A 25,674-nucleotide genomic window follows, 5' to 3' on the forward strand; every position below is an offset into this window, starting at 1 on the left:
ACTAAGCCTCATGCGATTGCCTCTATACATCGTCTCATTCGAACAATGTATTACCTCATTACGCATAACAAACTTTACGATTACTCTTTGACCCAAAATCGATAAGGCTGTCTATGCCGTATTATTGTAACACCTTGTTTCAAAAAATACCAGATGAGGTGTTTTTTTTGCATGCCCTTTTATGGCTCAAAAAGTGTTAAAAATAAGACAGTAACCTCGGAATAGCTACTGTCTTATCTCATTTTTCACTTAAAGCCTTGACAGACTTGACAAATGGTAGAAAAGAGCCCTTTTAAAATTGATTTGGGAAAGGGTTAATAAAAGAATATTTTTTGGAAAAATGTTACAATGAGGTAATAAATCAAAGGAGTCGTATATGGAACATAAAGAAAAAGATTTTAGCTTATCCTGGTTTTTCAGATGGTTCTTAGATAATAAGGCTATTACCGTATTTTTGGTTACTTTACTCATCGGTTTGAACATTTTTGTTCTGAGTAAAATTAGTTTCATTTTTACCCCAGTAATTGAATTTATTGGCGTGATTATGTTGCCGGTAATTTTGGCTGGTCTGCTTTATTATCTGCTTAATCCTATCGTTGATTTTATGGAAAAGTATAAAATCAATCGTTTAGTGGCCATTACAATCGTCTTTGTATTGATTGGTTTATTAATTGTATGGGGCTTGGCTGTTGCTATTCCAAATTTGCAGCATCAAGCGGTTAGTTTTTCCAAAAATGTTCCCACTTATCTCAAGCAAGCCAATAAAATGATTGATGATGTTTTGACCAACTATATTTCGGATGATTTGAAGCCACAGATTGAGGAGTTTACGAATAATCTATCTACTCAAATAGCTACTTGGGCCAGTAATTTTTCATCTAGAGCAGTCAATTGGGCTAGCAATTTGATTAGTACGGCTTCGCAAATCATTGTGGCAATTATCATTATGCCTTTTATCCTTTTCTACCTTCTACGCGATGGGAAAAATCTCAAAGGTTATGTAGTGCAGTTTTTGCCTACGAAATTTCGGGATTCATTTGGTCAAGTCATGACGGATGTTAATACCCAGCTGGCTAATTATGTTCGTGGTCAGGTGACAGTAGCCATGATTGTATCTTTTATGTTTATGATTCTTTTCAAAATCATTGGCCTGCGTTACGGCGTGACTCTGGCTGTTGTTGCAGGAGTTTTGAACTTAGTACCTTATTTGGGAAGCTTTCTTGCCATGTTGCCGGCCTTAGTTCTAGGTTTGATTGCTGGACCGCTCATGCTTTTGAAGGTGATTGTTGTCTTTATTGTCGAACAGACGCTTGAAGGCCGTTTTGTTTCCCCGCTGATTTTGGGTAGCCAACTAAGTATTCATCCGATTACTATTTTATTTGTTTTGCTGACATCGGGGTCCATGTTTGGCATCTGGGGTGTTCTGTTGGGGATTCCTGCCTATGCCTCCGCCAAGGTTGCCATTACAGCGCTCTTTAAGTGGTACAAGAAGGTCAGCGGTTTGTATGAAGAAAGTGTTCAAGAACTAGGAGAAGGCAGTGAGTAAGAGTGAACAAATGTTAACAGCCCTGCAAAATCAGGATTTGGAACGGGCTGAGAAGTATTTTGAAGAGGCTCTGAGCCAAGATTCTAATCAAGAACTATTAGAGTTAGCCGATTACTTGGAAAGTATCGGCTTCTTCCCTCAGGCCAAGCGAATTTATGAGAAACTGGCTCCGTTTTATTCGGAATCTTATATCAGTCTGGCAACAATTGCTGGTGACGATGGAGATTTGGAGGAGGCATTTGCCTATTTGGAGGAGATTGACCCGACTAGTGAATGGTATGTGGCGGCTCTCTTGGCCAAGGCTGATCTCTATCAGTTAGAAGGATTGCCAGATGTGGCTCGGGAGAAATTGCTGGAAGCTGCCAAACTGTCGGATGAACCTTTGGTGACATTTGGTTTGGCAGAAATTGAGTTTGAATTGGAAAATTTTGCCCAAGCCATCAAGGAATATGCTCGGCTAGATAATCGCTCTATCTACGAGCAGACAGGCGTATCTACCTATCAGCGAATCGGACTTTGTTATGCCAGTCTGGGGAAAATCGAAGCAGCTATTGAATTTTTGGAAAAGGCTGTCGAGCTGGAATATGATGAAGAGACTGTCTATGAGTTGGCGGCTATCTTGTATGGTCAAGAGGAGTACCAAAAAGCCAATCTTTACTTCAAGCAGCTGGATACAATTTCACCAGATTTTGAAGGCTATGAGTATGCTTACGCGCAGTCTCTCCATGCAGAGCATAAGACTGAGGAAGCCTTGGCAATGACTGAGCAAGGCTTGACCAAAAATCCTTTCGAGACTCGCCTCTTGCTCCTTGCTTCGCAGCTATCTTATGAGCTGCATGATGTCGAACAGGCTGAGAACTACCTGCTAGCAGCTCAGGACAATGCTGATGATTTGGAGGAAATTGCTCTGCGCCTGACCAATCTCTATCTGGAGCAGGAACGTTACGAAGAAGTTTTAGCTTTTGAGAATCAGGATGTAGACAATGTCTTGACCCGCTGGAATCTGGCGCGTGCTTACCAGGCATTGGAAAACGTGGAGAAAGCTGGGGAGCTTTATCAGGAACTGGCAGCTGACTTGCAGGGAAATCCTGAATTTCTAGAAGAATTTGTTTATCTATTACGCGAGTTGGGTCGTGTGAAAGAAGCCAAAGTAGAGGCTGGCAAATATCTGAGTTTGGTTCCAGACGATACTGCTATGGCAGATTTGTACGAAAGTTTGTAGAATTTTCACTTCATAAAAAAGACGCATCATTTCTGCGTCTTTTTGAATAGCTTTATTGAAGGTTTAATTTATATTTGTAAATGAAGTGAACAGCAAAATAGAAACCGATAATTTTGATGATTTCATAGATATAAGCAAAGGAGAATATAAATGATTTCAAAACTGACCTGCCTAAAAAATTGTAGTATAATTCGTTGAACCAACCGAAGAAACCACCATTTGGAATGAAGAGACTGATGCTTCCCAAGATAATCCATAAAAGAAAAGCAAAAAGGATAGACATCAGAATGCGGTTATTTTTAAACAGATGGCCGATAGCCATTGCCAAGTAAAGAAAGAGGATTCCGGATACGAGTTGTAGAAATTGGCGAACGAGGTATAGAAGGATATAAGCGACATCCATATTTTTGAAGAAATCAAAAAGGTCAGCAATATTTGTACGGCTGATAGTAAAAGCTGTGAACAGGAGGCAGGAGAAAGAAAGTCCCAGGCTGATGGTACAAAGAAGTGACCAAGTAATAGCAGTCAGTAGCTTAGCCAAAAGCACCTGATGGGTAGTCACTGGCAGCGTCCAGGTTAAGTATCCTTCGCGTCCAAAGATATTTTTATAAAAGCGAACAATCGTGATGATTATATTGGATAAATAAACACCAGAAGCGGCAGAGACAAGAAGGAGTATCAAGAAGCCATAGAGAGCCCAGTAAACGGAGGTACTTGAATCATAGTTTGACTGAAGCTGGCTGGAGGTTGTAGTACTAACCGCTGTAATTCCCATGAGAATCGATAGGGCAGCCAAGACAGCAAATAAGATCAAATACCATTTATAGGTGGCTTTAAATTCATATTTTAAAAGTTTTCCAAACATATCACTTTCTCTCTTTCTAATAAAGACGGAACTGGTAACGGAAGATTTCATCAATAGATTGCTGGTATCTTTGACGCAGATTTGCAGCATTTTCATGGATTAGAATGGATCCTTGGTTGATAAAAATAACTTCGTCCAAGATTGGCTCTATATCAGCAATTAAATGAGTGGAGATAATGACAGATGAGTGAGGCGAACGGTTTTGGATAATGGTCCTCAAAATGTAATCTCGTGCAGCAGGATCGACACCGCCGATAGGCTCGTCCAAAATATAAAGGTCAGCCTGACGGCTCATGACTAAAATCAGCTGAACTTTCTCTTTATTTCCTTTGGAAAGATTTTTAAAAGAATCCTTCACATTGATATTGAGGTCATTTAAGAGTTGATAAGCTTTCGCAATGTTGAAGTCTTCATAAAAGTCTTGAAAGAATGTTAAAGCTTCTTCGACTTTTAGATTATCGTTTAAATAGCTTGTATCGGGAAGATAAGAGACGAATTTTTTAGATTCTGGCGAGGGAGTATTTCCTTTTAGATAAATAGTCCCAAATGTCGGCTGCAGTAAGCCGTTGATTAATTTGATGAGGGTGGTTTTTCCGCTCCCATTTGGTCCTAAGAGACCGACAATTTTGCCAGGCTGAATAGCTAGATTGACATTTGTCAGAGCTGCAGATTCTCCATAATTTTTCTGTATATGATCCAGATAAAGTAGTGGATAGGGATTCATAGGTATTTCCTTTGCAGTGTTTTTATATTTATTATAGCTTTTCGTTTTTAAATATGCAAAGGATAATGGAAGTGACGGGCTTGGTCATAGGGATATCTGTCTTTGTATTTAAATTCCTTCTTTGGAAATTTTCCTGTATAATAGAATTAGAAATAAAGCACGGGCATAAGGAGATAAATGTGGTCGTACAACTAGATACCAAGACTGTTTACACTTTTATGGACAGTCTGATTTCTATCAAAAAATATGTGAATCGTGCCAAGGAGTTGGGCTATAAAAGTCTGGGCGTGATGGATATAGATAACCTTTACGGCGCTTATCATTTTCTAGAGGAGGCGAAAGCAGTAGGTATTCAGCCTCTGCTGGGTCTGGAAATGGAAATTTTCAAAGACGGGGACCTTCTCAATCTGCGGCTCTTAGCTCTGGATAGTCAGGGCTACCGCAACCTGATGAAAGTCTCTACTCTCAAGATGATGGGGCGTAAGAACTGGGAAGATTTCCAGCATCTCTTTAAGGGGTTGGCTCTGATTGTGCCAGCTTTTGAAGGCGTGGATCGACTGGATCTTGGTTTGGACTTTTTTGTCGGCGTTTTTCCAGATACACCGCGGCAGGATTTTGGTCGGTCTACCTTGCCTCTTCATACCGTCCGATATTTTGAGCAGGGAGATTTGGAAACTTTGCAGATGCTGCGGGCGATTCGGGATAATATCAACTTGAGAGAGGTTGGTCATTTACCCAGTCATGAATCCTTATTGACTCCAGATACTTTGGTGGAAGCTTTCGCTGACAATTTTCCAGAGAGTCTGGCCAATCTGGATCAGCTGACGGCCTCAGTTCACTATGAAATTAATACTGAGCTGAAACTTCCGCGCTTTAATCCTGAGCGACCTGCAGTAGAGGAACTTCAGGAATTGGCCAAGGAAGGACTGCGTAAGCGAGGACGGACAGGAGCAGCCTACCAAGAAAGGCTGGCTCAGGAGTTGGCGGTTATCCACCAGATGGGTTTTGACGATTATTTTCTTATTGTCTGGGATCTGCTGCGCTTTGGTCGGAGTCAAGGTTATTATATGGGCATGGGTCGGGGGTCGGCAGTCGGTAGTTTGGTAGCCTATGCTTTAGATATTACGGGTATTGACCCAGTAGAAAAGAACCTGCTCTTTGAACGCTTCCTAAATCTAGAGCGTTACACTATGCCTGATATTGATATCGATATTCCCGACGTTTACCGACCGGAGTTTATCCGCTATGTCCGAGATCGCTATGGTAGCATGCATGCTGCCCAGATTGTGACTTATTCCACTTTTGGTGCCAAACAGGCGATTCGGGATGTTTTTAAGCGCTATGGCCTGCCTGAGTATGAGCTGACGAATATTACTAGGAAGATCCGTTTTCAGGATAATCTGACCTCGGCTTATGAGAAGAACATAGCCTTTCGCCAGATTATCAACAGTAAACTGGAGTATCAGAAGGCTTTTGAAATTGCGAAGAAAATCGAAGGAAATCCCCGTCAGACCTCTGTTCATGCAGCTGGGGTTGTCATGAGTGACGATGATTTGACCAACCAAATCCCTCTAAAATACGGGGAGGATATGTATATCACCCAGTATGACGCCCATGGTGTGGAGAGCAACGGCTTGCTCAAGATGGACTTTCTGGGCTTGCGTAATTTGACCTTTATCCAGCGGATGAAGGAAGCAACCCTGAAAAAATATGAAGTGGACATCGAGATTGCAGAGATTGACTTAGAAGATGAAAAAACTCTGCGACTTTTTGCGGCAGGTGATACTAAGGGGATTTTCCAGTTTGAGCAGCCGGGCGCTATCAGCCTGCTCAAGCGAGTCCAGCCCGTTCGCTTTGAAGAAGTAGTGGCCACTACTTCCCTCAACCGACCTGGCGCCAGCGACTACATTGATAACTTCGTCAAGCGCAAGCATGGTCGGGAGCAGGTGGAGATGATTGACCCTAGTCTAGAGGATATCTTGGCGCCAACCTACGGCATCATGCTCTATCAGGAGCAGGTCATGCAAGTGGCCCAGCGTTTTGGTGGCTTTAGTCTGGGCAAGGCCGATATTTTACGACGAGCTATGGGTAAGAAGAATGCAGCTGAAATGCACAAAATGGAAAAAGAATTTGTGATTGGAGCTGTAGAATTGGGACATTCGGAGGCCAAGGCCAAGGAAGTTTTTGCGATCATGGAAAAATTTGCCGGCTATGGCTTCAACCGCAGCCATGCCTATGCCTATTCAGCCCTGGCCTTTCAATTAGCTTATTTCAAGGCTCATTATCCAGACATTTTCTTTGATGTCATGCTCAATTACTCCAGCTCAGACTATATCTCGGATGCCTTGGGCTTCGGCTTTGAGCTGGCTCCGCTGACTATTAATAATATTCCTTACAGGGATAAGTTTCAGGAGCGAAATATTTATCTAGGTCTGAAAAATATCAAGGGCTTGCCACGGGATTTTGCCTACTGGATTTTAGAAGAACGCCAGACGAAGCCATTCAGCAGTGTGGAAGATTTCATCTTGCGTCTTCCGCAGAATTATCACAAGCTGTCGCTTTTAACCCCCTTGGTTCAACTAGGCCTCTTTGATTCTTTTGAACCTAATCGGCAGAAAGTTCTGGCTAATCTGCCCAATCTTTTTGTCTTTGCAGATGAGCTGGGCAGTCTTTTTGCGGATACTAGCTATTCATGGACAGAAGTTCAGGATTTCAGTGCTGCGGAGAAGTTTGAGCAGGAACAGGCTCTGATTGGGATTGGTCTTAGTGATCATCCGCTCATTAGCCTAGCCAAGAAAGCTAGCCAGCCCTTTGTTTGGATTGAAGAATTGACTGAGAATAGCCGTGCGACTATTCTGGTGGAGGTTCAGTCCATCAAGGTCATTCGCACCAAAAATGGTGAAAATATGGCCTTTATCCAAGTGACGGATACCAAGAAGAAGTTGGATGTGACCCTCTTCCCAGAAACTTACCGTCATTTTTCTAAGCTGCTCAAGGAAAAGGGGTATTACTATCTAACCGGTAAAATTCAGGAAAGAGATGGGCGCCTGCAGATGATTTTAGCAGAGGCGGCAGAAGCTAGCGCGGAACGTTTTTGGATTCAACTGACTGATCGCAGTCAAGACCGACAAATTGCAGAAATCTTGCAGCGCTATCCAGGAAATATCCCAGTGGTGTTGCGTTATGAGCATGAAAAGAAAACCGTCCCTGCATCAGGATTTCATGTTCAAAAATCAGACCAGCTTCAAGAGGAACTAGAAAATTTTAGTATGAAAACGGTTTTTCGTTAAAAAATATGGAAAATCAGAGAATTTTTAGCCTAATTATGGTATAATCAATTAGAATGTTAAAAAGATAAGGAGCAAAAAACGAAATGAAACGTATTGCTGTTTTAACTAGTGGTGGTGATGCCCCTGGTATGAATGCTGCCATCCGTGCAGTTGTTCGTAAGGCAATTGCCGAAGGGATGGAAGTTTACGGAATTTATGATGGATACGCGGGAATGGTTGCAGGAGAAATCTACCCGCTTGATGCCACTTCAGTTGGAGACATTATTTCTCGTGGTGGTACCTTCCTTCACTCAGCTCGTTACCCAGAATTTGCCCAACTCGAAGGACAATTAAAAGGAATTGAGCAACTTAAAAAACATGGTATCGAAGGTGTTGTCGTTATCGGTGGTGACGGTTCATATCATGGTGCGATGCGCTTAACTGAGCATGGATTCCCAGCTGTTGGTGTGCCGGGGACCATTGACAATGACATCGTCGGAACAGACTTCACAATCGGATTTGATACTGCAGTTACTACTGCAATGGATGCGATCGATAAGATTCGTGATACATCATCAAGTCACCGTCGTACTTTCGTTGTTGAAGTAATGGGACGTAATGCTGGTGATATCGCTCTTTGGGCAGGTATCGCAACTGGTGCTGACGAAATCATCATCCCTGAAGAAGGCTTCAAGATGGAAGAAATCGTAGCAAGCATCAAAGCTGGTTATGAGCACGGTAAAAAACACAACATTATCGTTTTGGCAGAAGGTGTTATGTCAGCAGCTGAATTTGGTCAAAAACTAAAAGAAGCTGGAGATACAAGCGACCTTCGTGTAACAGAACTTGGTCACATCCAACGTGGAGGATCACCAACCGCTCGTGACCGTGTATTGGCATCACGCATGGGTGCACACGCTGTTAAACTTCTTAAAGAAGGAATCGGTGGTGTCGCTGTTGGTATCCGAAACGAAAAAATGGTTGAGAATCCAATTCTTGGTACAGCAGAAGAAGGAGCTTTGTTTAGCCTAACAGCTGATGGTAAGATTGTTGTTAACAACCCTCATAAAGCTGATCTTGAATTTTCTGCTTTGAACAAGAGCTTGTCCTAATCAACTTTCATTAATTTGGTAACATGACCATAAAAGGTCGAATTATATAAAGGAGTCACAAAAATCATGAATAAACGTGTAAAAATCGTTGCAACTTTGGGTCCTGCGGTAGAAATCCGTGGTGGTAAAAAATTCGGTGATGACGGATACTGGGGAGAAAAACTTGATGTTGAAGCTTCAGCTCAAAATATTGCAAAATTGATTGAAGCTGGTGCAAATACTTTCCGTTTCAACTTCTCACACGGTGACCACCAAGAACAAGGTGAGCGTATGGCAACTGTTAAACTTGCTGAAAAAATTGCAGGTAAAAAAGTTGGTTTCCTTCTTGACACCAAAGGACCTGAAATCCGTACAGAGCTGTTTGAAGGCGATGCAAAAGAGTATTCATACAAGACTGGTGAAAAAATCCGTGTTGCTACCAAACAAGGCATCAAATCTACTCGTGAAGTCATTGCTTTGAATGTTGCTGGTGCGCTTGACATCTATGATGACGTTGAGATTGGAAAACAAGTGCTTGTTGATGACGGAAAACTTGGTCTTCGCGTAATTGGTAAGGATGACTCAACTCGTGAATTTGAAGTAGAAGTTGAAAATGACGGCATCATTGCTAAGCAAAAAGGTGTAAACATCCCGAATACTAAGATTCCTTTCCCAGCACTTGCTGAGCGTGACAACGCTGACATCCGCTTTGGTCTTGAACAAGGTATTAACTTCATCGCGATTTCATTCGTCCGTACTGCAAAAGACGTAAACGAAGTTCGTGCAATCTGTGAAGAAACTGGTAACGGTCACGTTCAATTGTTCGCTAAAATCGAAAACCAACAAGGTATCGACAACTTGGATGAAATCATTGAAGCTGCTGACGGTATCATGATTGCTCGTGGTGACATGGGTATCGAAGTACCATTCGAAATGGTTCCAGTTTACCAAAAAATGATCATCACAAAAGTAAATGCAGCTGGTAAAGTCTCTATCACAGCAACAAACATGCTTGAAACCATGACTGAAAAACCACGTGCAACGCGTTCAGAAGTATCAGACGTGTTTAACGCTGTTATCGATGGAACCGATGCTACAATGCTTTCAGGTGAGTCTGCAAATGGTAAATATCCACTTGAGTCAGTTACTACGATGGCAACTATTGACAAAAATGCTCAAACTCTTTTAAAAGAATACGGTCGCTTGTCATCTGTTAACTTGCCACGTAATTCTAAGACTGAGGTTATGGCTTCAGCTGTTAAGGATGCGACAAACTCTATGAATATCAAGTTGGTGGTTACTCTTACTAAGACAGGTCACACTGCTCGTTTAATTTCTAAATACCGTCCAGATGCTGATATCTTGGCAATCACTTTCGATGAATTGACTCAGCGTGGTTTGATGCTGAACTGGGGAGTTATTCCAGTAACAACTGATCGCCCATCAAACACTGATGATATGTTCGAACTTGCCGAAAAGATTGCAGTGGAACAAGGTTTGGTTGAATCTGGTGACGATATCGTTATTGTTGCTGGTGTGCCACTTGGTGAGGCTGTTCGTACCAATACAATGCGTATCCGTACAGTTCGTTAATCTGAATCATTCTATAAGCTGATAGTTTTAAACTATCGGCTTTTTCTTTTCAGTAAACTAGCGACTAGCTAAATCAAGCTTGCAAAAGGTACTGTAGGATTTATTGATCTTGCTTACAAGGGGTATCAAAGCAATATTTTGAACGGCCTTCAGGTCGCTGTCTGTTACTAAAAGTAAAAGAAAAAACGAGAATAGGCATAAGTTTTAATTTAGATTAGTTGGTTAAACTATTTTAAAAACAAAACTATCTTTAATTTTCATGTTATGTCTTATAACATAAAAATCAAAAAGTTCTTGCATAAACTTACGAAAAGATGTATAATATAAAACAATTAAAGATAGGTAAGAGGTGCTGACATGACCGAATACAAGACAAAATTGCATCATAAGGGCCGTGAATATTACTATACTGATTTAAAACAAGCGAGTAAAGAATTAGGAGGAGATTTAGAGAAAATTCCTTACTCGATTCGTATATTACTTGAAAGTGTTCTTCGTAAGGAAGATGGAGTGGATGTTACAAAAAATCACATATCTTCTTTGGCGAACTATTGTGCAGCATCTCCTAAAGGAGAAGTTCCTTTTAAGCCTAGTCGTGTGATTTTACAGGATTTTACGGGTGTTCCAGTTGTAGTTGATCTGGCTAGTATGCGGGATGCTATCGTAGGTCAGGGCGGAAACGCTGATTTGATTAATCCGGAAATTCCGGTGGATTTGGTTATTGACCACAGTGTTCAGGTTGACTTTTATGGTTGTGAAACGGCTCTAGAAGAAAATATCAACAAAGAATTTATTCGCAATAATGAACGCTATGAATTTCTTAAATGGGCAGAAAACTCCTTTGATAATTATCGGGCGGTTCCTCCTGCCACAGGCATTATCCACCAGGTCAATATTGAATTCCTCAGCGATGTCATCATCGAAAAGGAGGGGCAGCTCTATCCAGACAGCATGTTTGGAACCGACAGCCATACGACCATGATCAATGGTATCGGCGTTCTGGGCTGGGGTGTCGGCGGGATTGAGGCCGAGGCTGCCATGCTAGGTGAGGCTTCCTATTTCCCAGTGCCTGAAGTCATCGGTGTTCGCTTGCTGGGTAAATTGCCGAAGATTGCGACAGCGACGGATTTGGCTTTAAAGGTCACGCAAATCTTGCGGCAGGAAAATGTTGTTGGTAAATTTGTCGAGTTCTTTGGGTCTGGTTTGGCCAATCTGAGTCTGGCTGACCGTGCAACGGTGGCCAATATGGCACCAGAATACGGAGCTACCTGTGGCTATTTTCCGATAGATGAGGAAACCCTCAATTACATGCGCCTGACCAATCGATCAGAAGATCATATCGAGCTGACTCGTCTCTACACTCAAAAAAACCATCTCTTCTATAATGAGATGGTGGAGCCGATGTATACGAAGGTAGTTGAGATTGATTTGTCCAGCATTGTGCCGAGTATCTCAGGACCTAAGCGGCCCCAAGATTTGATTGAGTTGACGGCTGCTAAAAAGGAGTTTCAAGCTAGTCTAGTCAGAGAAGCTGGTGTTCGAGGCTTTGGCTTAGATGAGAGTGAGCTAGAAAAGTCTGCAGTAGTCCAGTTTTCTGACCATGAGGAGACGATTAAGACGGGTCATGTGGCCATCGCAGCCATTACCAGCTGTACCAACACCTCCAATCCTTATGTACTCATGGCGGCGGGACTTTTGGCTAAAAATGCGGTGGAAAAAGGTCTGCGCGTTTCAAAGGCGGTCAAGACTTCCTTGGCTCCCGGCAGCAAGGTAGTTACAGGCTATCTCAAAAAGAGTGGCTTGCAAGTTTATTTAGACCAGCTTGGATTTAACGTAGTCGGCTATGGCTGTACCACTTGTATTGGAAATTCAGGAAATCTTCTACCCGAAGTAGCTCAAGTGATTACGGATAGTGACTTGTTAGCTAGTGCTGTTCTTTCAGGAAATCGGAATTTTGAAGGGCGGATTAATCCTCTAGTCAAGGCAAATTTCCTAGCCAGCCCACCTCTAGTTGTTGCTTATGCCTTAGCTGGAAATACCAATATTGATCTAACCAGAGAGCCATTGGGCTATGATCAAAAGGGACAGCCTGTTTACTTGGCGGATATTATGCCAGATCACGACTTAGTTGCAGATTATGTACAAAAATATGTGACGCGCCAGCTTTTTGAAAAAGAATATGCTCATGTGTTTGATGACAACGAAAAATGGAATCAGATTCCGACGACTAAATCCAAAATTTATAATTGGAATCAGGCTTCTACCTATATTCAAAATCCACCTTATTTTGATGGCTTAGGTGATGATTTAGCTATTCAGCCTTTGGAAAATCTGGCTGTTCTGGCGAAATTTGGGGATACGGTGACGACAGACCATATCTCCCCAGCAGGAAATATCGCAAGAAATAGTCCGGCGGCTTCATATTTGGTTGAACACGGAGTGGACTATCAAGAGTTTAATTCCTATGGCAGCCGCCGAGGCAATCATGAAGTCATGATGCGGGGGACTTTTGCGAATATTCGGATTAAAAATGAATTGGCAGACGGAAAAATTGGCGGCTATACAAATTATAAGGGTGAATTGATGTCAATTTATGAGGCAGCCATGCGCTATAAGGACGATAAAATTGATACTATTGTCCTAGCAGGTAAAGACTATGGCATGGGCTCTAGTCGTGACTGGGCAGCTAAGGGAGCTAATCTTTTAGGTGTCAAGGTGGTTCTGGCAGAAAGTTTTGAAAGAATCCACCGGTCTAATTTAGTTATGATGGGGATTCTCCCGCTTCAGTATCTGGAGGGTGAGAACGCTGAAAGCCTTGGTTTGACTGGGAAAGAGACATTCAATATTGAACTGCCTCAGGATCCTCAAGTAGGTCAAATAGTCAAGGTTGTGGCTAGAAATGCTGAAAAAGAGCTCTCATTTAAGGTACGCTTACGTTTTGATGCTGATGCGGATATTCGTTACTACAGAAACGGCGGCATTTTGCCGATGGTCGTTAGAAAGAAGTTACAAGGGGTGTGAATATGAGTCAGACAGATGGTTTAAAAGATACAATCGCCTGTGATACGAGAATCAGCCAGATTGTGGATGACTCCCTGTCCTATGCAGGTTATAATATTTCAGAATTGATGGAGCATAATGCAAGCTTTGAAGAGGTGATTTATCTGCTGTGGAATTTGCATTTGCCAACTCAGATTGAACTCAAGCGTTTTGTGGATGATTTGCGAGCAAATTACGCCATTAGCGACGCAGTGGAACAATGCCTTCTCATCCAGTCACGAAAGCATTTGCATCCGATGAGTGTTTTACGTTCAACGGTTAGTCTTCTGGGGGTTTACAATGTCCATGCGGAGGAAACGTCCCTTGAAGCAACCTATGAACAAAGCATTCAGCTTATGGCCAAGATGCCGACTATAATCGCGGCTTTTGCTAGATTGAGGACGGGTCATACTCCGATTGAGCCACGAGAGGATCTAGGTTTTGCGGCTAATTTCCTCTATATGCTCAAAGGAGAGGAAGCGAGTGAACTTGAAGTTGAGGCCTTTAACCGTGCGCTGGTGCTTCATGCTGATCACGAACTCAATGCTTCCACTTTTGCAGCACGGGTCTGTGCTTCTACTCTGACTGATATTTATTCCTGCGTGACGGCGGCGGTTGGAGCGCTCAAGGGCTCGCTTCATGGCGGTGCCAATGAATGTGTTTTTGATATGTTAAAGGAAATCAGAGAAGAGGGAGATACACAGGCTTATCTAGAGCGAAAACTGGCTTCCCATGAGAAAATCATGGGCTTTGGTCACCGAGTTTATAAAACTCAGGATCCTCGGGAGAAGTATCTGAGAGAAATGGCAGAGAAGTTGACCAAGGGAACAGAAAATGAGGTCTGGTACCAGCTTTCAGAAGAAATCGAAGATTACATGAAACATACCAAACATCTGATTCCCAACGTTGATTTTTATTCGGCTACGGTTTACCATGTGTTGGGCATTGATAGTAGCATCTACACTCTTATTTTTGCCATGAGTCGGGTGTCTGGCTGGATTGCTCATGTTCAGGAACAACGCAAGAATAATAAACTGATTCGTCCGCGTTCCAACTATATTGGTGCTCAGGATTTGGAGTACCTCCCAATTGGAAGGAGATAAGATGGCAGATAAGATTTCGTTTGAGAAGGGGAAGTTGTTGGTACCAGATACACCCCTTATTCCCTACATTGAAGGGGATGGAGTTGGGGTAGATATCTGGGAGAATGCCCAGCTGGTCTTTGACAAGGCCGTAGAAAAGGCCTATGGTGGACAGAGACGGATTGTCTGGAAGGAAGTTTTGGCTGGTAAAAAAGCGGCAGACTTGAAGGGAGAATGGCTGCCGGATGACACACTGGCAACGATTAAGAGCCATCTAGTAGCTATCAAGGGGCCGCTAGAAACACCTGTCGGAGAAGGTATCCGTTCGCTGAATGTCGCCCTAAGGCAGGAATTAGACCTCTATGCCTGCCTGCGACCAGTTCGTTATTTCAAAGGTGTTCCCAGTCCGCTCAAACACCCAGAGAAAACAGATATCACGATTTTTCGGGAAAATACCGAGGACATCTATGCTGGGATCGAGTGGGAGAGCGGATCGGCTGCTGTTAAAAAAGTCATTGATTTCTTGCAGAAGGACATGCAGGTTGATAAGATTCGCTTCCCAGAAAGCTCTGCTATTGGGATTAAGCCTATTTCTAGACAGGGAAGTGAGCGGCTGATACGGGCGGCCATTGACTATGCGTTAGCAAAAGGGCTGACGCGGGTAACGCTGGTTCACAAGGGAAATATCCAAAAATTTACCGAAGGTGGCTTTCGGAAATGGGGCTATGAACTAGCTCAAAGAGAGTATGCGAACGAGCTTGCTGCTGGGAAATTGGTCATTCAGGACGTTATTGCGGATAATTTTTTGCAGCAGATTCTGCTCTACCCAGAGAAATTTGATGTTGTCGCCTTGACCAATCTAAACGGTGACTATGCTAGCGACGCCTTGGCTGCCCAAGTTGGCGGTATTGGTATTGCGCCAGGAGCCAATATCAACTACGAGACCGGCCATGCCATTTTTGAAGCTACTCATGGGACAGCGCCAGATATAGCGGGCCAAAACAAGGCTAATCCATGTTCTCTCCTTTTGTCGGGTGCCCTGCTTTTTGACTATATTGGCTGGTCGGAAGCGGCTCATCTCCTTACTCAGGCTATTGAGAGGGCTCTCTTTGAGCAAAAAGTAACAGGGGATTTTGCCAGTCAGCTAGAAGGAATAGATGCCTTATCAACGAGTGACTTTGCTCAGGTTTTGTTAACATACATAGAAGAGCAAAAATAGAAGAAAATATGCTTTAGTGAGGTGAATCAGAGTTTGCTGGGATTTGCCAAAGAATAAATTGGTTCGACGTTCATCGGTAAGTAAGCAGTAGGGCTTGAATGTGTTGAGAAGATTTACTTTAAGTTTTTCTAAAGGTTTCTATAAGAAATGGTTAAGCTGAGTGGCTTATACTAGTGTCAACAAATAAGAAACGAGGGCAGTCCAATGACATATAAAGTTAAAGTAAATTATAAGAAATCATTCATCCGCTCCAAGCTAAAATCGACAGTCTAACTAGTATTCGTAAAAGAGGCAAGAAATAGATCCCCGTATAAAAATCTCACTAATTTTTCATATCATCTCCTAAATATAAAAACCTTTTAAAAACCAAATTATCCAAAGAACAGGAAAACTCCTCTGTCGGCTAAGAGCCCAGCTAACAGAGGAGATTTTTTTATATTCGCTGAGTAGAAAAATCATTCTTTCTGCCGTGTGGCAAAGTCCACGAAGCGGAATTTATCTAATTTGTGCCGGCTCTCTGTATATTGAAATTGACGGCCGTCGGCTAGATAGACCTGAGATTTGACAGATACGACATGCTGGTCTCGACCGATATCCATGAGAATTTGGTCTTGGTCGTTGACATGATCTATCGTAATTTCTTTTTTGGCATAGGCAATGTTGAGCTTTAATGTTTCTTCCAAGTAGGCATAGATAGAATGCTCACCAATTTCTCTGGTCAGGTTAGGGACAAGGCTTTTGTCTAAGTAATCAATATCCAAGACAGAAGCGATATTGTCGACTACTCGCTGCCGGACAATGCGCCAAACCAAACGGTATTCTGGAAAGCCAGTTGTTTTTGCTAGTTTTTTATCTACAGTGATTTTATCAAGACTGATGACATTGGTCTTGGACTGCAGTTTATGCTGTGCTACTAATTCTTGATAACTGGTTAAGTTGGAAACAGGGAAGTCTAGTTGCTCCTGTTTGACGACTTTGGAGCCCTGCCCCCGCACTTTTTCAATCAGTCCCTCTTCTTGCAGGAGCGCTAAAGCCTTGCGAACAGTATCCCGACTGACTTGGTAGATTTCCATCAGTTGATGTTCACTGGGGAGAAAGTCACCGAGCTGGTATTTTTCGCCTAAAATATCCCGTTCAAGCTGTTTAAATAATTGTTTGTATTTCTTCATAAATCCCTCGCTTGTATTCTTTTTATCATACAACTGTTAAAATTTTAGCAAAAATATCGCTATTTTTCAACAAACAACTTGCATACAAGATTGTTATCGATTACAATTAAGTTTGTAAGCTAGTTAAAAAACTAGTGTATCAAAATATAAGGAGAGTGCTGGATGATTTCCAGCCATAGGTCAAATGGGAAAATTTGAAAAGGAAGCCAAAGATTTGCTGAAGGCAATTGGCGGCAAAGAGAATGTCACAGCGGTCACTCACTGTGCTACCCGGATGCGTTTCGTTCTTGGTGACGAAAAGAAAGCCAATGTTAAAGCCATTGAAGCCATTCCAGTCGTAAAAGGAACCTTTACCAATGCTGGACAGTTCCAAGTCATCATTGGAAACGATGTACCGATTTTCTACAACGACTTCACAGCTGTATCTGGTATCGAGGGTGTTTCCAAAGAGGCAGCTAAATCAGCAGCTAAGACTAATCAAAACCCAGTTCAGCGGGTCATGACGACTCTGGCTGAAATATTCACTCCAATCATTCCAGCCTTGATTGTCGGAGGGTTAATCCTCGGCTTCCGAAATGTCCTTGAAGGCGTGCATTGGTCTATGTTGGATGGGAAAACCATCACAGAAGTATCTCAATTCTGGGCTGGGATCAACCATTTCTTGTGGCTTCCAGGTGAAGCCATTTTCCAATTCTTACCAGTAGGAATCACTTGGTCTGTTTCTCGTAAGATGGGAACTAGCCAGATTCTGGGTATTGTCTTGGGGATCTGTTTGGTGTCACCGCAGTTGCTCAATGCTTACGCAGTGGCATCGACACCAGCAGCTGAAATCGCTAAGGACTGGGTTTGGGATTTCGGTTTCTTCACTGTTAACCGTATTGGCTACCAAGCGCAGGTTATTCCAGCTTTGCTGGCAGGTTTGTCCCTGTCTTATCTAGAAATCTTCTGGCGGAAACGTATTCCAGAAGTGGTATCTATGATTTTTGTACCCTTCTTATCATTGATTCCTGCCTTGATTTTGGCTCATACTGTCTTGGGTCCTATCGGGTGGACAATCGGTCAGGGACTTTCAACAGTCGTTCTTGCAGGTTTAACTGGCCCTGTTAAGTGGCTCTTTGGTGCAATTTTTGGTGCGCTTTACGCTCCATTTGTTATCACAGGTCTTCATCATATGACCAATGCCATTGATACTCAGTTGGTAGCTGATGCCGGTGGTACTGGTCTTTGGCCAATGATTGCTCTATCCAATATTGCTCAAGGTTCAGCTGTATTTGCTTATTACCTTATGAATCGCCATGATGAGCGGGAAGCGCAAATTTCCTTGCCAGCTACCATTTCAGCTTATCTCGGTATTACTGAGCCAGCCCTTTTCGGGGTAAATGTCAAGTACATCTATCCATTTGTTGCGGGAATGATTGGTTCATCTATTGCAGGTTTGCTCTCTGTAACCTTTAATATCACGGCCAATGCTATCGGTATTGGTGGTTTGCCAGGAATCCTTTCTATCCAAGCAAAATATATGATTCCATTTGCAGGGGTTATGCTTGTTGCAATCGCTGTACCAATGGTCTTGACTTTCTTCTTCCACAAGACAGGATTCTTGACCAAGACAGAAGAAGATCCAGAACTGCAAGCCGAATTTGCAGCTCAAGAAGAAGCAGAATTCGCTCATCAGGAAACAAAGCTTGTAGCATCAGTAGAAATTGTCAGCCCTCTTGCTGGTCAAGTAAAAGAACTCAGTCAGGCAACCGATCCAGTATTTTCATCAGGTGTGATGGGACAGGGCTTAGTGATTGATCCAAGTGAAGGTGAGTTGGTGTCACCTGTGAACGGTACAGTAACCGTTCTCTTCCCAACCAAACATGCCGTCGGTATCGTATCGGACGAAGGTGTGGAAATGCTTATGCATATCGGTATGGATACAGTCGGTCTAGATGGCAAGGGCTTTGAAGCCCATATTGCGCAAGGTGATCATGTGACTATTGGACAAAAACTGATTAGCTTCGACATGGATGTCATCAAGGCTGCAGGACTCGTGACAGAAACACCTGTCATTATCACCAATCAGGATGCTTTCGTAGCAGATATGAGTGGAGAATATCCTAGTCATATCAAATGCGGCGATAAATTGATGACAGCAAAACGCATCTAAGAATAGTTAACTCGTGGGATGGCGGCTCTTAGCCCCTCCCTTTTATCAAAAAAGGAGAAAATATGACACTTGATAAAACAAAAGTGGTCTATCAGATTTACCCCAAATCCTATAAGGATACAACAGGAAATGGTGTGGGAGACTTCCGCGGTATCATCGAAAAAATCCCTTATCTGAAAGAGCTGGGAGTGGATATGATCTGGTTCAATCCTTTCTATCCGAGTCCGCAGAGGGACAATGGCTATGATATTTCGAACTATACTGCGGTTGATCCTATCTTTGGAGATATGGCAGATTTTGAAGAGATGATCAAGGTTGGCCAGCAGCATGGTATTGACTTTATGCTGGACATGGTGCTCAACCACTGCTCGATTGAGCATGAGTGGTTCCAAAAGGCACTAGATGGGGATTCCTACTATCAGGATTTCTTTATTTTGCGGGATGAGCCGACGGACTGGCTGTCCAAGTTTGGCGGCAGTGCCTGGGCGCCATTCGGCGATACTGGCAAATACTATCTGCATCTCTATGATGTCACTCAAGCTGACCTCAACTGGCGCAATCCCAATGTTCGTCAAGAACTCTTCAAGGTGGTGAATTTTTGGCGAGATAAAGGAGTCAAGGGGTTCCGCTTTGATGTCATCAATGTCATCGGAAAAGATGAGGTACTGACGGACTGTCCTGAGCAGGATGGCAAGCCAGCCTATACTGATAAGCCAATTGTTCATGACTATCTGCGCATGATGAACGAAGCGACCTTTGGTCAGGACGATTCTGTCATGACTGTTGGTGAAATGAGTGCCACGACTATTGAAAATTGCATCCTTTATACCGCACCGGATCGGCAGGAGCTGTCTATGGCTTTTAATTTCCATCATCTCAAGGTGGACTATGAAGCTGGGCAGAAATGGACCCTGAAGGCTTTTGACTTTGAAGAATTAAAACGCCTCTTCCATACTTGGGGCAAGGAAATGAGCGATCAGGATGGCTGGTCAGCCCTCTTCTGGAACAATCACGACCAGCCGCGAGCTCTCAACCGCTTTGTCGATGTAGAAAATTTCCGCAATGAAGGGGCGACTATGTTGGCAGCCAGTATTCATCTGTCGCGCGGGACGCCTTATATCTACATGGGTGAGGAGATCGGGATGGTGGACCCTGACTATGATTCCATGGAAGATTATAAGGATGTCGAGTCTCTCAATGCTTACCAGAGTCTGCTTGCTGAAGGCAAATCGCCAGAGGCAGCCTTCAAGATTATCAAGGCTAAATCTCGAGATAATTCTCGGACGCCTATGCAGTGGGATGATTCAGTCAATGCAGGTTTTACAACAGGAACTCCATGGCTGAAGGCGGGTAAATCCTATCCTCTCATCAATGTGGAAAATGAAATCAAGGGCCCGATCTTTACCTTTTATCAGAAATTGATTGCCCTGCGTAAGGAGCTGCCGATCATCGCAGAAGGTAGCTATCAGCCAGCCTATGAGGACAGTCCTCAGGTCTATGCCTTTGAGCGGGAGTGGCAAGGACAAAAACTTTTAGTCCTTAACAACTTCTATGCTGATCCGATTACCGTGGATATCTTGCCGGATTATCAAAATGGTCAGGTATTGATTTCGAATTATGAGGAGCCAACGGTAGCAACGACCATGACTTTACAAGCTTATGAAACTTTGGCTATTCTGGTAAAATAGTTTGCTCAAAATCTACTTAAGACTCTTTTAAGTATGATAGACTATACTAGAAGCATCAAATAAAGACCTCTAAATTTATTTGATAAAAGGGATTCTCTAGTGTAGCTGCTGGCAGATGTCAATAGCTACAGTCCCATACCTTTCTTTTTCATAATAATCTCCGAAAGAGTCGCCCATAAGGCGGCTTTTTTGAAGTGAACAAGGGAGCGAGTAAGCGCGATTTGACAATGTTTTGAACTCTATCTGTTGTAACACAATGAAAATGAAACTGAAAAACAGTTTGTTTTCTAAAAAATAGGCAGAATCTAGTAATTTTTACTGAAGTCGTGGTATAATATAGTTAAGAATAAAACGTTTTCAAGTTTAAGAGGGTCATTATGGTTGAAGAAGCTATTGATTATGGAAAAGTAACGGGAATGGTGCACTCTACGGAGAGTTTTGGAGCAGTGGACGGACCTGGTATCCGTTTCATTGTCTTTTTGCAGGGTTGCCATATGCGTTGTCAGTATTGCCACAATCCAGATACATGGGAGATGGAGACCAACAAATCTCGGCTGCGGACGGTGGACGATGTGTTGGAGGAAGCCCTTCGTTTCAAGGGTTTTTGGGGCAATAAAGGTGGTATTACAGTCAGCGGCGGCGAAGCTCTTCTGCAGATTGATTTTCTGATTGCCTTATTTACCAAAGCGAAAGAGCTGGGCATTCACTGTACGCTGGATACCTGTGCCCTGCCTTTTAGAAATACCCCTCGCTATTTGGAAAAATTTAATAAGCTCATGGCGGTGACGGATTTAGTCTTGCTGGATATCAAAGAAATCAATGATGCTCAGCACAGAATTGTGACTGGCCAGAGCAACAAGAGCATTTTGGCCTGTGCTAAGTACCTGTCCGATATTGGAAAACCTGTCTGGATTCGCCATGTTCTGGTGCCAGGTCTGACCGATCGTGATGAAGATTTGATTGAGTTGGGTAAGTTTGTCAAAACGCTGAAAAACGTAGATAAGTTTGAAATTTTGCCCTACCATACCATGGGTGAGTTTAAGTGGAAGGAGCTGGGGATTCCGTATTCACTGGAAGGTGTTAAGCCGCCAACTGCTGAGCGGGTCAAGAATGCCAAGGAGCTGATGCAGACAGAATCCTACACTGAGTACATGAATCGGGTGCACAATGCTTAAACAAAACAGATTGAGAATTTTTCTCAGTCTGTTTTTCTTATAAAAATTTCCACTCTCTTTTGGAGAAAATCTGATAAATATGGTAAAATAATTGTAGTCAAATTATTATAAAATGAAGAGGTTTATCATGTCTAAAATTTTAGTTTTCGGTCACCAAAATCCTGACTCAGACGCAATCGGGTCTTCTTATGCTTTTGCTTACCTGGCGCGTGAAGCTTACGGTTTGGATACAGAAGTCGTTGCTCTGGGCAAGCCCAATGAAGAAACAGCCTTTGTTTTGGATTATTTTGGTGTGGTTGCACCGCGCGTGATTACATCTGCTAAGGCAGAAGGAGCTGAACAGGTCATCCTGACAGACCACAATGAATTCCAACAGTCTGTTGCAGACATTGCTGATGTTGAAGTCTACGGCGTGGTGGATCACCACCGTGTTGCTAACTTTGAAACAGCTAGCCCGCTTTACATGCGCTTGGAACCAGTGGGTTCTGCTTCCTCTATTGTTTACCGTATGTTCAAGGAACACGGTGTAGCTGTACCTAAGGAAATTGCAGGTCTTCTATTGTCAGGCTTGATTTCTGACACCCTCTTGCTCAAGTCACCAACCACTCATCCAAGTGACAAGGTCATTGCACCAGAATTGGCTGAACTAGCTGGTGTTAACTTGGAAGAATATGGTTTGGCTATGCTTAAGGCTGGTACAAACTTGGCGAGTAAGTCTGCAGAAGAATTGATTGACATTGATGCTAAAACTTTTGAGCTGAACGGAAATAATGTCCGTGTGGCGCAAGTCAACACTGTAGATATTGCGGAAGTCTTGGAGCGTCAAGCAGAAATCGAAGCAGCTATTGAAAAGACCAACACTGATAATGGCTACTCTGACTTTGTCTTGATGATTACAGACATTATCAACTCCAACTCTGAAATCCTAGCTCTCGGTAGCAACATGGACAAGGTAGAAGCAGCCTTTAACTTCGTTCTTGAGAACAATCATGCTTTCTTGGCAGGAGCTGTTTCTCGTAAGAAACAAGTTGTACCGCAGTTGACTGAAAGTTTTAATGCTTAAATAGCTCTCTAGACTATTTAAGTTGGTAGATGGGGAAAACTTATTTTCCTCATATTCAAAAGGAGTTTCGGCTCCTTTTTTAATAGATTATAGAAATGAAAACTCAAAATCTACAAAATGGAGATTTGCTGTTTACAATCGGGCAATCCGATATGGCAGCAGCGATTCGGACAGCGACAGGCTCATACAGTCATGTGGGCATCTTTTTTGATGGGGAAATGTACCATGCGACGGAGGACAAGGGAGTCATCCGTCAGCCTTTGACTCAGTTTTTGAAGGAAGAGGATGTTTACCATGCCTTTTTCTATCCTGATATAGATGCGCTTGCCGTCTTTGAAGAGGCTAAGTCCCATCTGGGAAAGCCTTATAATGCTAGTTTTTACCCTGAGAGCGAGGGATTTTACTGCTCGGAGTATATCGCTAGGATTCTGCCGATTTTTGAGACAATTTCCATGCAATTTGCTGATGGTGAAAATGCTGTGTCTTCATTTTGGCAGGCTTACTATCGTGATTTGGGCTTAGCCGTTCCATTAGGGCAACCCGGTACCAATCCCAGTCAGTTGGCTCAGTCAGCCAAGCTCATTTTTAGAGGAGAGCTCCATGATTAAGGTTATCAATCCGACTCGGCTGACACGTCAGCCCTTATTTCAAAAATTAATCAATTATCTGGATCAGCAAGATGATGTGATTTTGAGAGAGATTAAACGCGAATTTGCGGACTTTCCCAATCTAGATCGCTTCATAGAGGAATGCATTAAGGCGGGCTACATTCGGAGGGAAAATAAGCGATATTATCAGCAGGTTCCGCTTCTGGACAATCTAGAAAATCTAGCTTTGGATCAGGAAGTCTTTATTCGGGACGACAGTCCACTTTATCAGGAATTGCTAGACTTATCCTTTGAAACCCGACTTTCCAATCAGACCAATGCGGCTATTCTGCTGGAACAGACAGACTTTCAAAGGGATAAGCTGACCTTGGCCAACTATTTTTATAAACTGAAAAATCAGTATCCTTTGAGTAAGGAGCAGGAACAGTTATATGCCATTTTGGGAGATGTGAATCCAGAATATGCCCTGAAATATATGACAAGCTTTCTGCTTAAATATGTCCGTAAGGATGAACTGATGCAGAAGCGACGCGATATCTTTGTAGATAGTCTGGTGATTTTAGGTTATATTCGTCAGAATGAGGGCAGCAAGTATGAGTTGCAGGCAGATTTTGACAAGACTAGTTTGATTTTCAGTAAAGGGTGAGATGGCATAGACGTTCATACTGATTCTTTTTAACAAGATTCTGTAGCATTGTAAAAATAGAATTTTTTAAGAAATATGACTATGTAAAAATCTCAAATTATGGTAAAATAGTACAGATAATATAAGGAGTGTAAAAATGGCAGAACCTAAATATAAGCGTATTTTGATTAAACTATCCGGGGAAGCTTTGGCTGGTGAAAAAGGCGTGGGCATCAACATCGCGATTGTCCAAAAAATGGCTGAAGAGATTAAGGAAGTCCATGAGTTGGGGATTGAAATTGCCTTGGTTATTGGTGGTGGCAATCTCTGGCGGGGGGAACCAGCAGCAGAAGCAGGTATGGATCGGGTTCAAGCAGACTATACTGGGATGTTGGGAACAGTCATGAATGCACTTGTAATGGCAGATTCCTTGCAGCAGGTTGGGGTTGATACCCGCGTGCAGACGGCGATTGCTATGCAGCAGGTTGCTGAACCTTACATCCGCGGACGAGCTCTCCGCCATCTGGAAAAGGGACGGATTGTTATTTTCGGTGCTGGTATTGGTTCACCATACTTCTCAACAGATACGACAGCTGCTCTACGTGCTGCGGAAATTGAAGCTGACGCTATTCTCATGGCTAAAAATGGCGTGGATGGTGTCTACAATGCCGATCCAAACAAAGATAAAACTGCTGTCAAGTTTGACGAACTGACTCACCGTGATGTGATCAACAAGGGCTTGCGTATCATGGATTCGACCGCCTCTACTCTTTCTATGGACAATGATATTGACTTAGTCGTCTTTAACATGAATGAACCGGGCAATATCAAACGAGTGGTCTTTGGCGAGCAGATCGGGACAACTGTCTCAAATAAGTTATAAGAATTAGGAGAAAATAAAATGGCAAATGCAATTGTAGAAAAAGCAAAAGAAAGAATGACCCAGTCGCACCAAAGTCTGGCGCGTGAATATGGCAGCATCCGTGCAGGCCGCGCTAATGCCAGCCTTTTGGACCGCATCCATGTAGAATACTACGGAGTAGAAACTCCGCTCAACCAAATCGCTTCTATTACGATTCCAGAAGCGCGTGTGCTCTTAGTAACACCTTTTGACAAGTCTTCTATCAAGGATATTGAACGTGCGATTAATGCTTCTGACCTAGGAATTACACCAGCCAGCGACGGTTCTGTGATTCGTCTGGTTATCCCAGCCCTGACTGAAGAAACCCGTAAGAACTTGGCTAAGGAAGTGAAAAAAGTCGGTGAGAATGCCAAGGTTGCAATCCGTAACATTCGCCGCGATGCTATGGACGAAGCGAAGAAGCAGGAAAAAGCTAAAGAAATTACTGAAGACGAATTGAAAACCTTAGAAAAGGACATCCAAAAAGTCACTGATGATGCAGTTAAGCATATCGATGACATGACAGCAACTAAGGAAAAGGAACTCTTAGAAGTTTAAAAACCATCAGAATCAAAACTCAGTTGGCCTTGGCTGACTGAGTTGTTTTAACATTAAAATCCTTGCAGTTTGAAGAAGCAAGGTA

Annotated in this window: 19 protein-coding genes; 16 read left to right on the plus strand and 3 right to left on the minus strand. The window is 42.9% G+C overall.

Features of this window, described 5'->3' with window-relative positions:
- Nucleotides 1–376: 376 nt before the first annotated feature.
- The gene (locus AC5FEC_RS07055; RefSeq protein ID WP_217472290.1) at nt 377–1,546 is read left to right on the plus strand and encodes an AI-2E family transporter; all 1,170 of its coding nucleotides are present in this window, start codon (nt 377–379) and stop codon (nt 1,544–1,546) included.
- Nucleotides 1,539–2,768 (plus strand): tetratricopeptide repeat protein, encoded by a 1,230-nt coding sequence (locus tag AC5FEC_RS07060; RefSeq protein ID WP_493661744.1) that lies wholly within the window; start codon nt 1,539–1,541, stop codon nt 2,766–2,768. The genes AC5FEC_RS07055 and AC5FEC_RS07060 overlap by 8 nt, the downstream gene beginning before the upstream one ends.
- A 52-nt stretch (nt 2,769–2,820) precedes the next feature.
- Here the strand turns inward: AC5FEC_RS07060 and AC5FEC_RS07065 are convergent, their stop codons facing one another.
- A complete protein-coding gene (locus tag AC5FEC_RS07065) occupies nt 2,821–3,633 on the minus strand; it encodes a lantibiotic ABC transporter permease (protein WP_493661745.1) in 813 nt (270 codons plus the stop codon).
- 16 nt (nt 3,634–3,649) lie between these two features.
- Nucleotides 3,650–4,357, minus strand: coding sequence for an ABC transporter ATP-binding protein (locus AC5FEC_RS07070; RefSeq protein WP_493661746.1), 708 nt, complete (start codon nt 4,355–4,357; stop codon nt 3,650–3,652).
- 179 nt (nt 4,358–4,536) lie between these two features.
- Between AC5FEC_RS07070 and AC5FEC_RS07075 the strand changes: the two genes are divergently transcribed.
- The 6 genes from AC5FEC_RS07075 (at nt 4,537) to icd (ending at nt 15,650) form a co-directional block, all read left to right on the plus strand.
- Nucleotides 4,537–7,647 (plus strand): DNA polymerase III subunit alpha, encoded by a 3,111-nt coding sequence (locus AC5FEC_RS07075; RefSeq protein ID WP_493661747.1) that lies wholly within the window; start codon nt 4,537–4,539, stop codon nt 7,645–7,647.
- 83 nt (nt 7,648–7,730) lie between these two features.
- Complete coding sequence (gene pfkA, locus AC5FEC_RS07080; protein WP_493661748.1) at nt 7,731–8,738, plus strand: 6-phosphofructokinase; 1,008 nt, start codon at nt 7,731–7,733, stop codon at nt 8,736–8,738.
- A gap of 66 nt (nt 8,739–8,804) precedes the next feature.
- Nucleotides 8,805–10,310, plus strand: coding sequence for a pyruvate kinase (pyk, locus tag AC5FEC_RS07085; RefSeq protein WP_217472296.1), 1,506 nt, complete (start codon nt 8,805–8,807; stop codon nt 10,308–10,310).
- Nucleotides 10,311–10,667: 357 nt separating this feature from the next.
- Nucleotides 10,668–13,331: an aconitate hydratase AcnA gene (gene acnA, locus AC5FEC_RS07090; RefSeq protein ID WP_493661749.1), complete on the plus strand. Its 2,664-nt coding sequence runs from the start codon at nt 10,668–10,670 to the stop codon at nt 13,329–13,331.
- Nucleotides 13,332–13,333: 2 nt separating this feature from the next.
- A complete protein-coding gene (locus tag AC5FEC_RS07095) occupies nt 13,334–14,452 on the plus strand; it encodes a citrate synthase (RefSeq protein ID WP_037618351.1) in 1,119 nt (372 codons plus the stop codon).
- The gene (gene icd, locus AC5FEC_RS07100) at nt 14,439–15,650 is read left to right on the plus strand and encodes an NADP-dependent isocitrate dehydrogenase (protein ID WP_493661750.1); all 1,212 of its coding nucleotides are present in this window, start codon (nt 14,439–14,441) and stop codon (nt 15,648–15,650) included. The genes AC5FEC_RS07095 and icd overlap by 14 nt, the downstream gene beginning before the upstream one ends.
- Before the next feature lie 455 nt (nt 15,651–16,105).
- On the opposite strand, the gene treR is transcribed toward icd, so the two are convergent.
- Complete coding sequence (treR, locus tag AC5FEC_RS07105) at nt 16,106–16,819, minus strand: trehalose operon repressor (RefSeq protein WP_493661751.1); 714 nt, start codon at nt 16,817–16,819, stop codon at nt 16,106–16,108.
- Between the two features lie 184 nt (nt 16,820–17,003).
- Between treR and treP the strand changes: the two genes are divergently transcribed.
- The 8 genes from treP (at nt 17,004) to frr (ending at nt 25,589) form a co-directional block, all read left to right on the plus strand.
- Nucleotides 17,004–18,971: a PTS system trehalose-specific EIIBC component gene (gene treP, locus AC5FEC_RS07110; RefSeq protein ID WP_493661752.1), complete on the plus strand. Its 1,968-nt coding sequence runs from the start codon at nt 17,004–17,006 to the stop codon at nt 18,969–18,971.
- Nucleotides 18,972–19,033: 62 nt separating this feature from the next.
- The gene (gene treC, locus AC5FEC_RS07115) at nt 19,034–20,659 is read left to right on the plus strand and encodes an alpha,alpha-phosphotrehalase (protein ID WP_493661753.1); all 1,626 of its coding nucleotides are present in this window, start codon (nt 19,034–19,036) and stop codon (nt 20,657–20,659) included.
- A gap of 377 nt (nt 20,660–21,036) precedes the next feature.
- A complete protein-coding gene (gene pflA / locus AC5FEC_RS07120) occupies nt 21,037–21,834 on the plus strand; it encodes a pyruvate formate-lyase-activating protein (protein ID WP_234549930.1) in 798 nt (265 codons plus the stop codon).
- 127 nt (nt 21,835–21,961) lie between these two features.
- Entirely contained in the window at nt 21,962–22,897 is a 936-nt protein-coding gene (locus AC5FEC_RS07125) for a manganese-dependent inorganic pyrophosphatase (protein ID WP_493661754.1), read from the plus strand.
- 95 nt (nt 22,898–22,992) lie between these two features.
- Entirely contained in the window at nt 22,993–23,505 is a 513-nt protein-coding gene (locus AC5FEC_RS07130; protein WP_493661755.1) for a YiiX/YebB-like N1pC/P60 family cysteine hydrolase, read from the plus strand.
- Nucleotides 23,498–24,151, plus strand: coding sequence for a DUF1803 domain-containing protein (locus AC5FEC_RS07135; RefSeq protein ID WP_493661756.1), 654 nt, complete (start codon nt 23,498–23,500; stop codon nt 24,149–24,151). Before AC5FEC_RS07130 ends, AC5FEC_RS07135 begins: the two co-directional genes overlap by 8 nt.
- 136 nt (nt 24,152–24,287) lie before the next feature.
- Nucleotides 24,288–25,013 carry a UMP kinase gene (gene pyrH, locus AC5FEC_RS07140; protein ID WP_037618371.1) on the plus strand — a complete coding sequence of 242 codons (726 nt, stop codon included), beginning with the start codon at nt 24,288–24,290 and terminating at the stop codon, nt 25,011–25,013.
- A gap of 18 nt (nt 25,014–25,031) precedes the next feature.
- A complete protein-coding gene (gene frr / locus AC5FEC_RS07145) occupies nt 25,032–25,589 on the plus strand; it encodes a ribosome recycling factor (RefSeq protein ID WP_268735315.1) in 558 nt (185 codons plus the stop codon).
- Nucleotides 25,590–25,674: the final 85 nt, after the last annotated feature.

It is taken from the genome of Streptococcus sp. STC1396 (assembly GCF_058933875.1).

Bases quoted from the DNA above. Each gene is read 5' to 3' on its own strand.
- AC5FEC_RS07130 (WP_493661755.1), top strand. From the start codon at position 22,993: ATGAAAACTCAAAATCTACAAAATGGAGATTTGCTGTTTACAATCGGG.
- pyk (WP_217472296.1), top strand. From the start codon at position 8,805: ATGAATAAACGTGTAAAAATCGTTGCAACTTTGGGTCCTGCGGTAGAA.
- AC5FEC_RS07055 (WP_217472290.1), top strand. From the start codon at position 377: ATGGAACATAAAGAAAAAGATTTTAGCTTATCCTGGTTTTTCAGATGG.
- frr (WP_268735315.1), top strand. From the start codon at position 25,032: ATGGCAAATGCAATTGTAGAAAAAGCAAAAGAAAGAATGACCCAGTCG.
- acnA (WP_493661749.1), top strand. From the start codon at position 10,668: ATGACCGAATACAAGACAAAATTGCATCATAAGGGCCGTGAATATTAC.
- pflA (WP_234549930.1), top strand. From the start codon at position 21,037: ATGGTTGAAGAAGCTATTGATTATGGAAAAGTAACGGGAATGGTGCAC.
- AC5FEC_RS07125 (WP_493661754.1), top strand. From the start codon at position 21,962: ATGTCTAAAATTTTAGTTTTCGGTCACCAAAATCCTGACTCAGACGCA.
- pyrH (WP_037618371.1), top strand. From the start codon at position 24,288: ATGGCAGAACCTAAATATAAGCGTATTTTGATTAAACTATCCGGGGAA.
- treP (WP_493661752.1), top strand. From the start codon at position 17,004: ATGGGAAAATTTGAAAAGGAAGCCAAAGATTTGCTGAAGGCAATTGGC.
- AC5FEC_RS07095 (WP_037618351.1), top strand. From the start codon at position 13,334: ATGAGTCAGACAGATGGTTTAAAAGATACAATCGCCTGTGATACGAGA.
- AC5FEC_RS07070 (WP_493661746.1), bottom strand. From the start codon at position 4,357: ATGAATCCCTATCCACTACTTTATCTGGATCATATACAGAAAAATTAT.
- AC5FEC_RS07065 (WP_493661745.1), bottom strand. From the start codon at position 3,633: ATGTTTGGAAAACTTTTAAAATATGAATTTAAAGCCACCTATAAATGG.
- AC5FEC_RS07135 (WP_493661756.1), top strand. From the start codon at position 23,498: ATGATTAAGGTTATCAATCCGACTCGGCTGACACGTCAGCCCTTATTT.
- treC (WP_493661753.1), top strand. From the start codon at position 19,034: ATGACACTTGATAAAACAAAAGTGGTCTATCAGATTTACCCCAAATCC.
- treR (WP_493661751.1), bottom strand. From the start codon at position 16,819: ATGAAGAAATACAAACAATTATTTAAACAGCTTGAACGGGATATTTTA.
- pfkA (WP_493661748.1), top strand. From the start codon at position 7,731: ATGAAACGTATTGCTGTTTTAACTAGTGGTGGTGATGCCCCTGGTATG.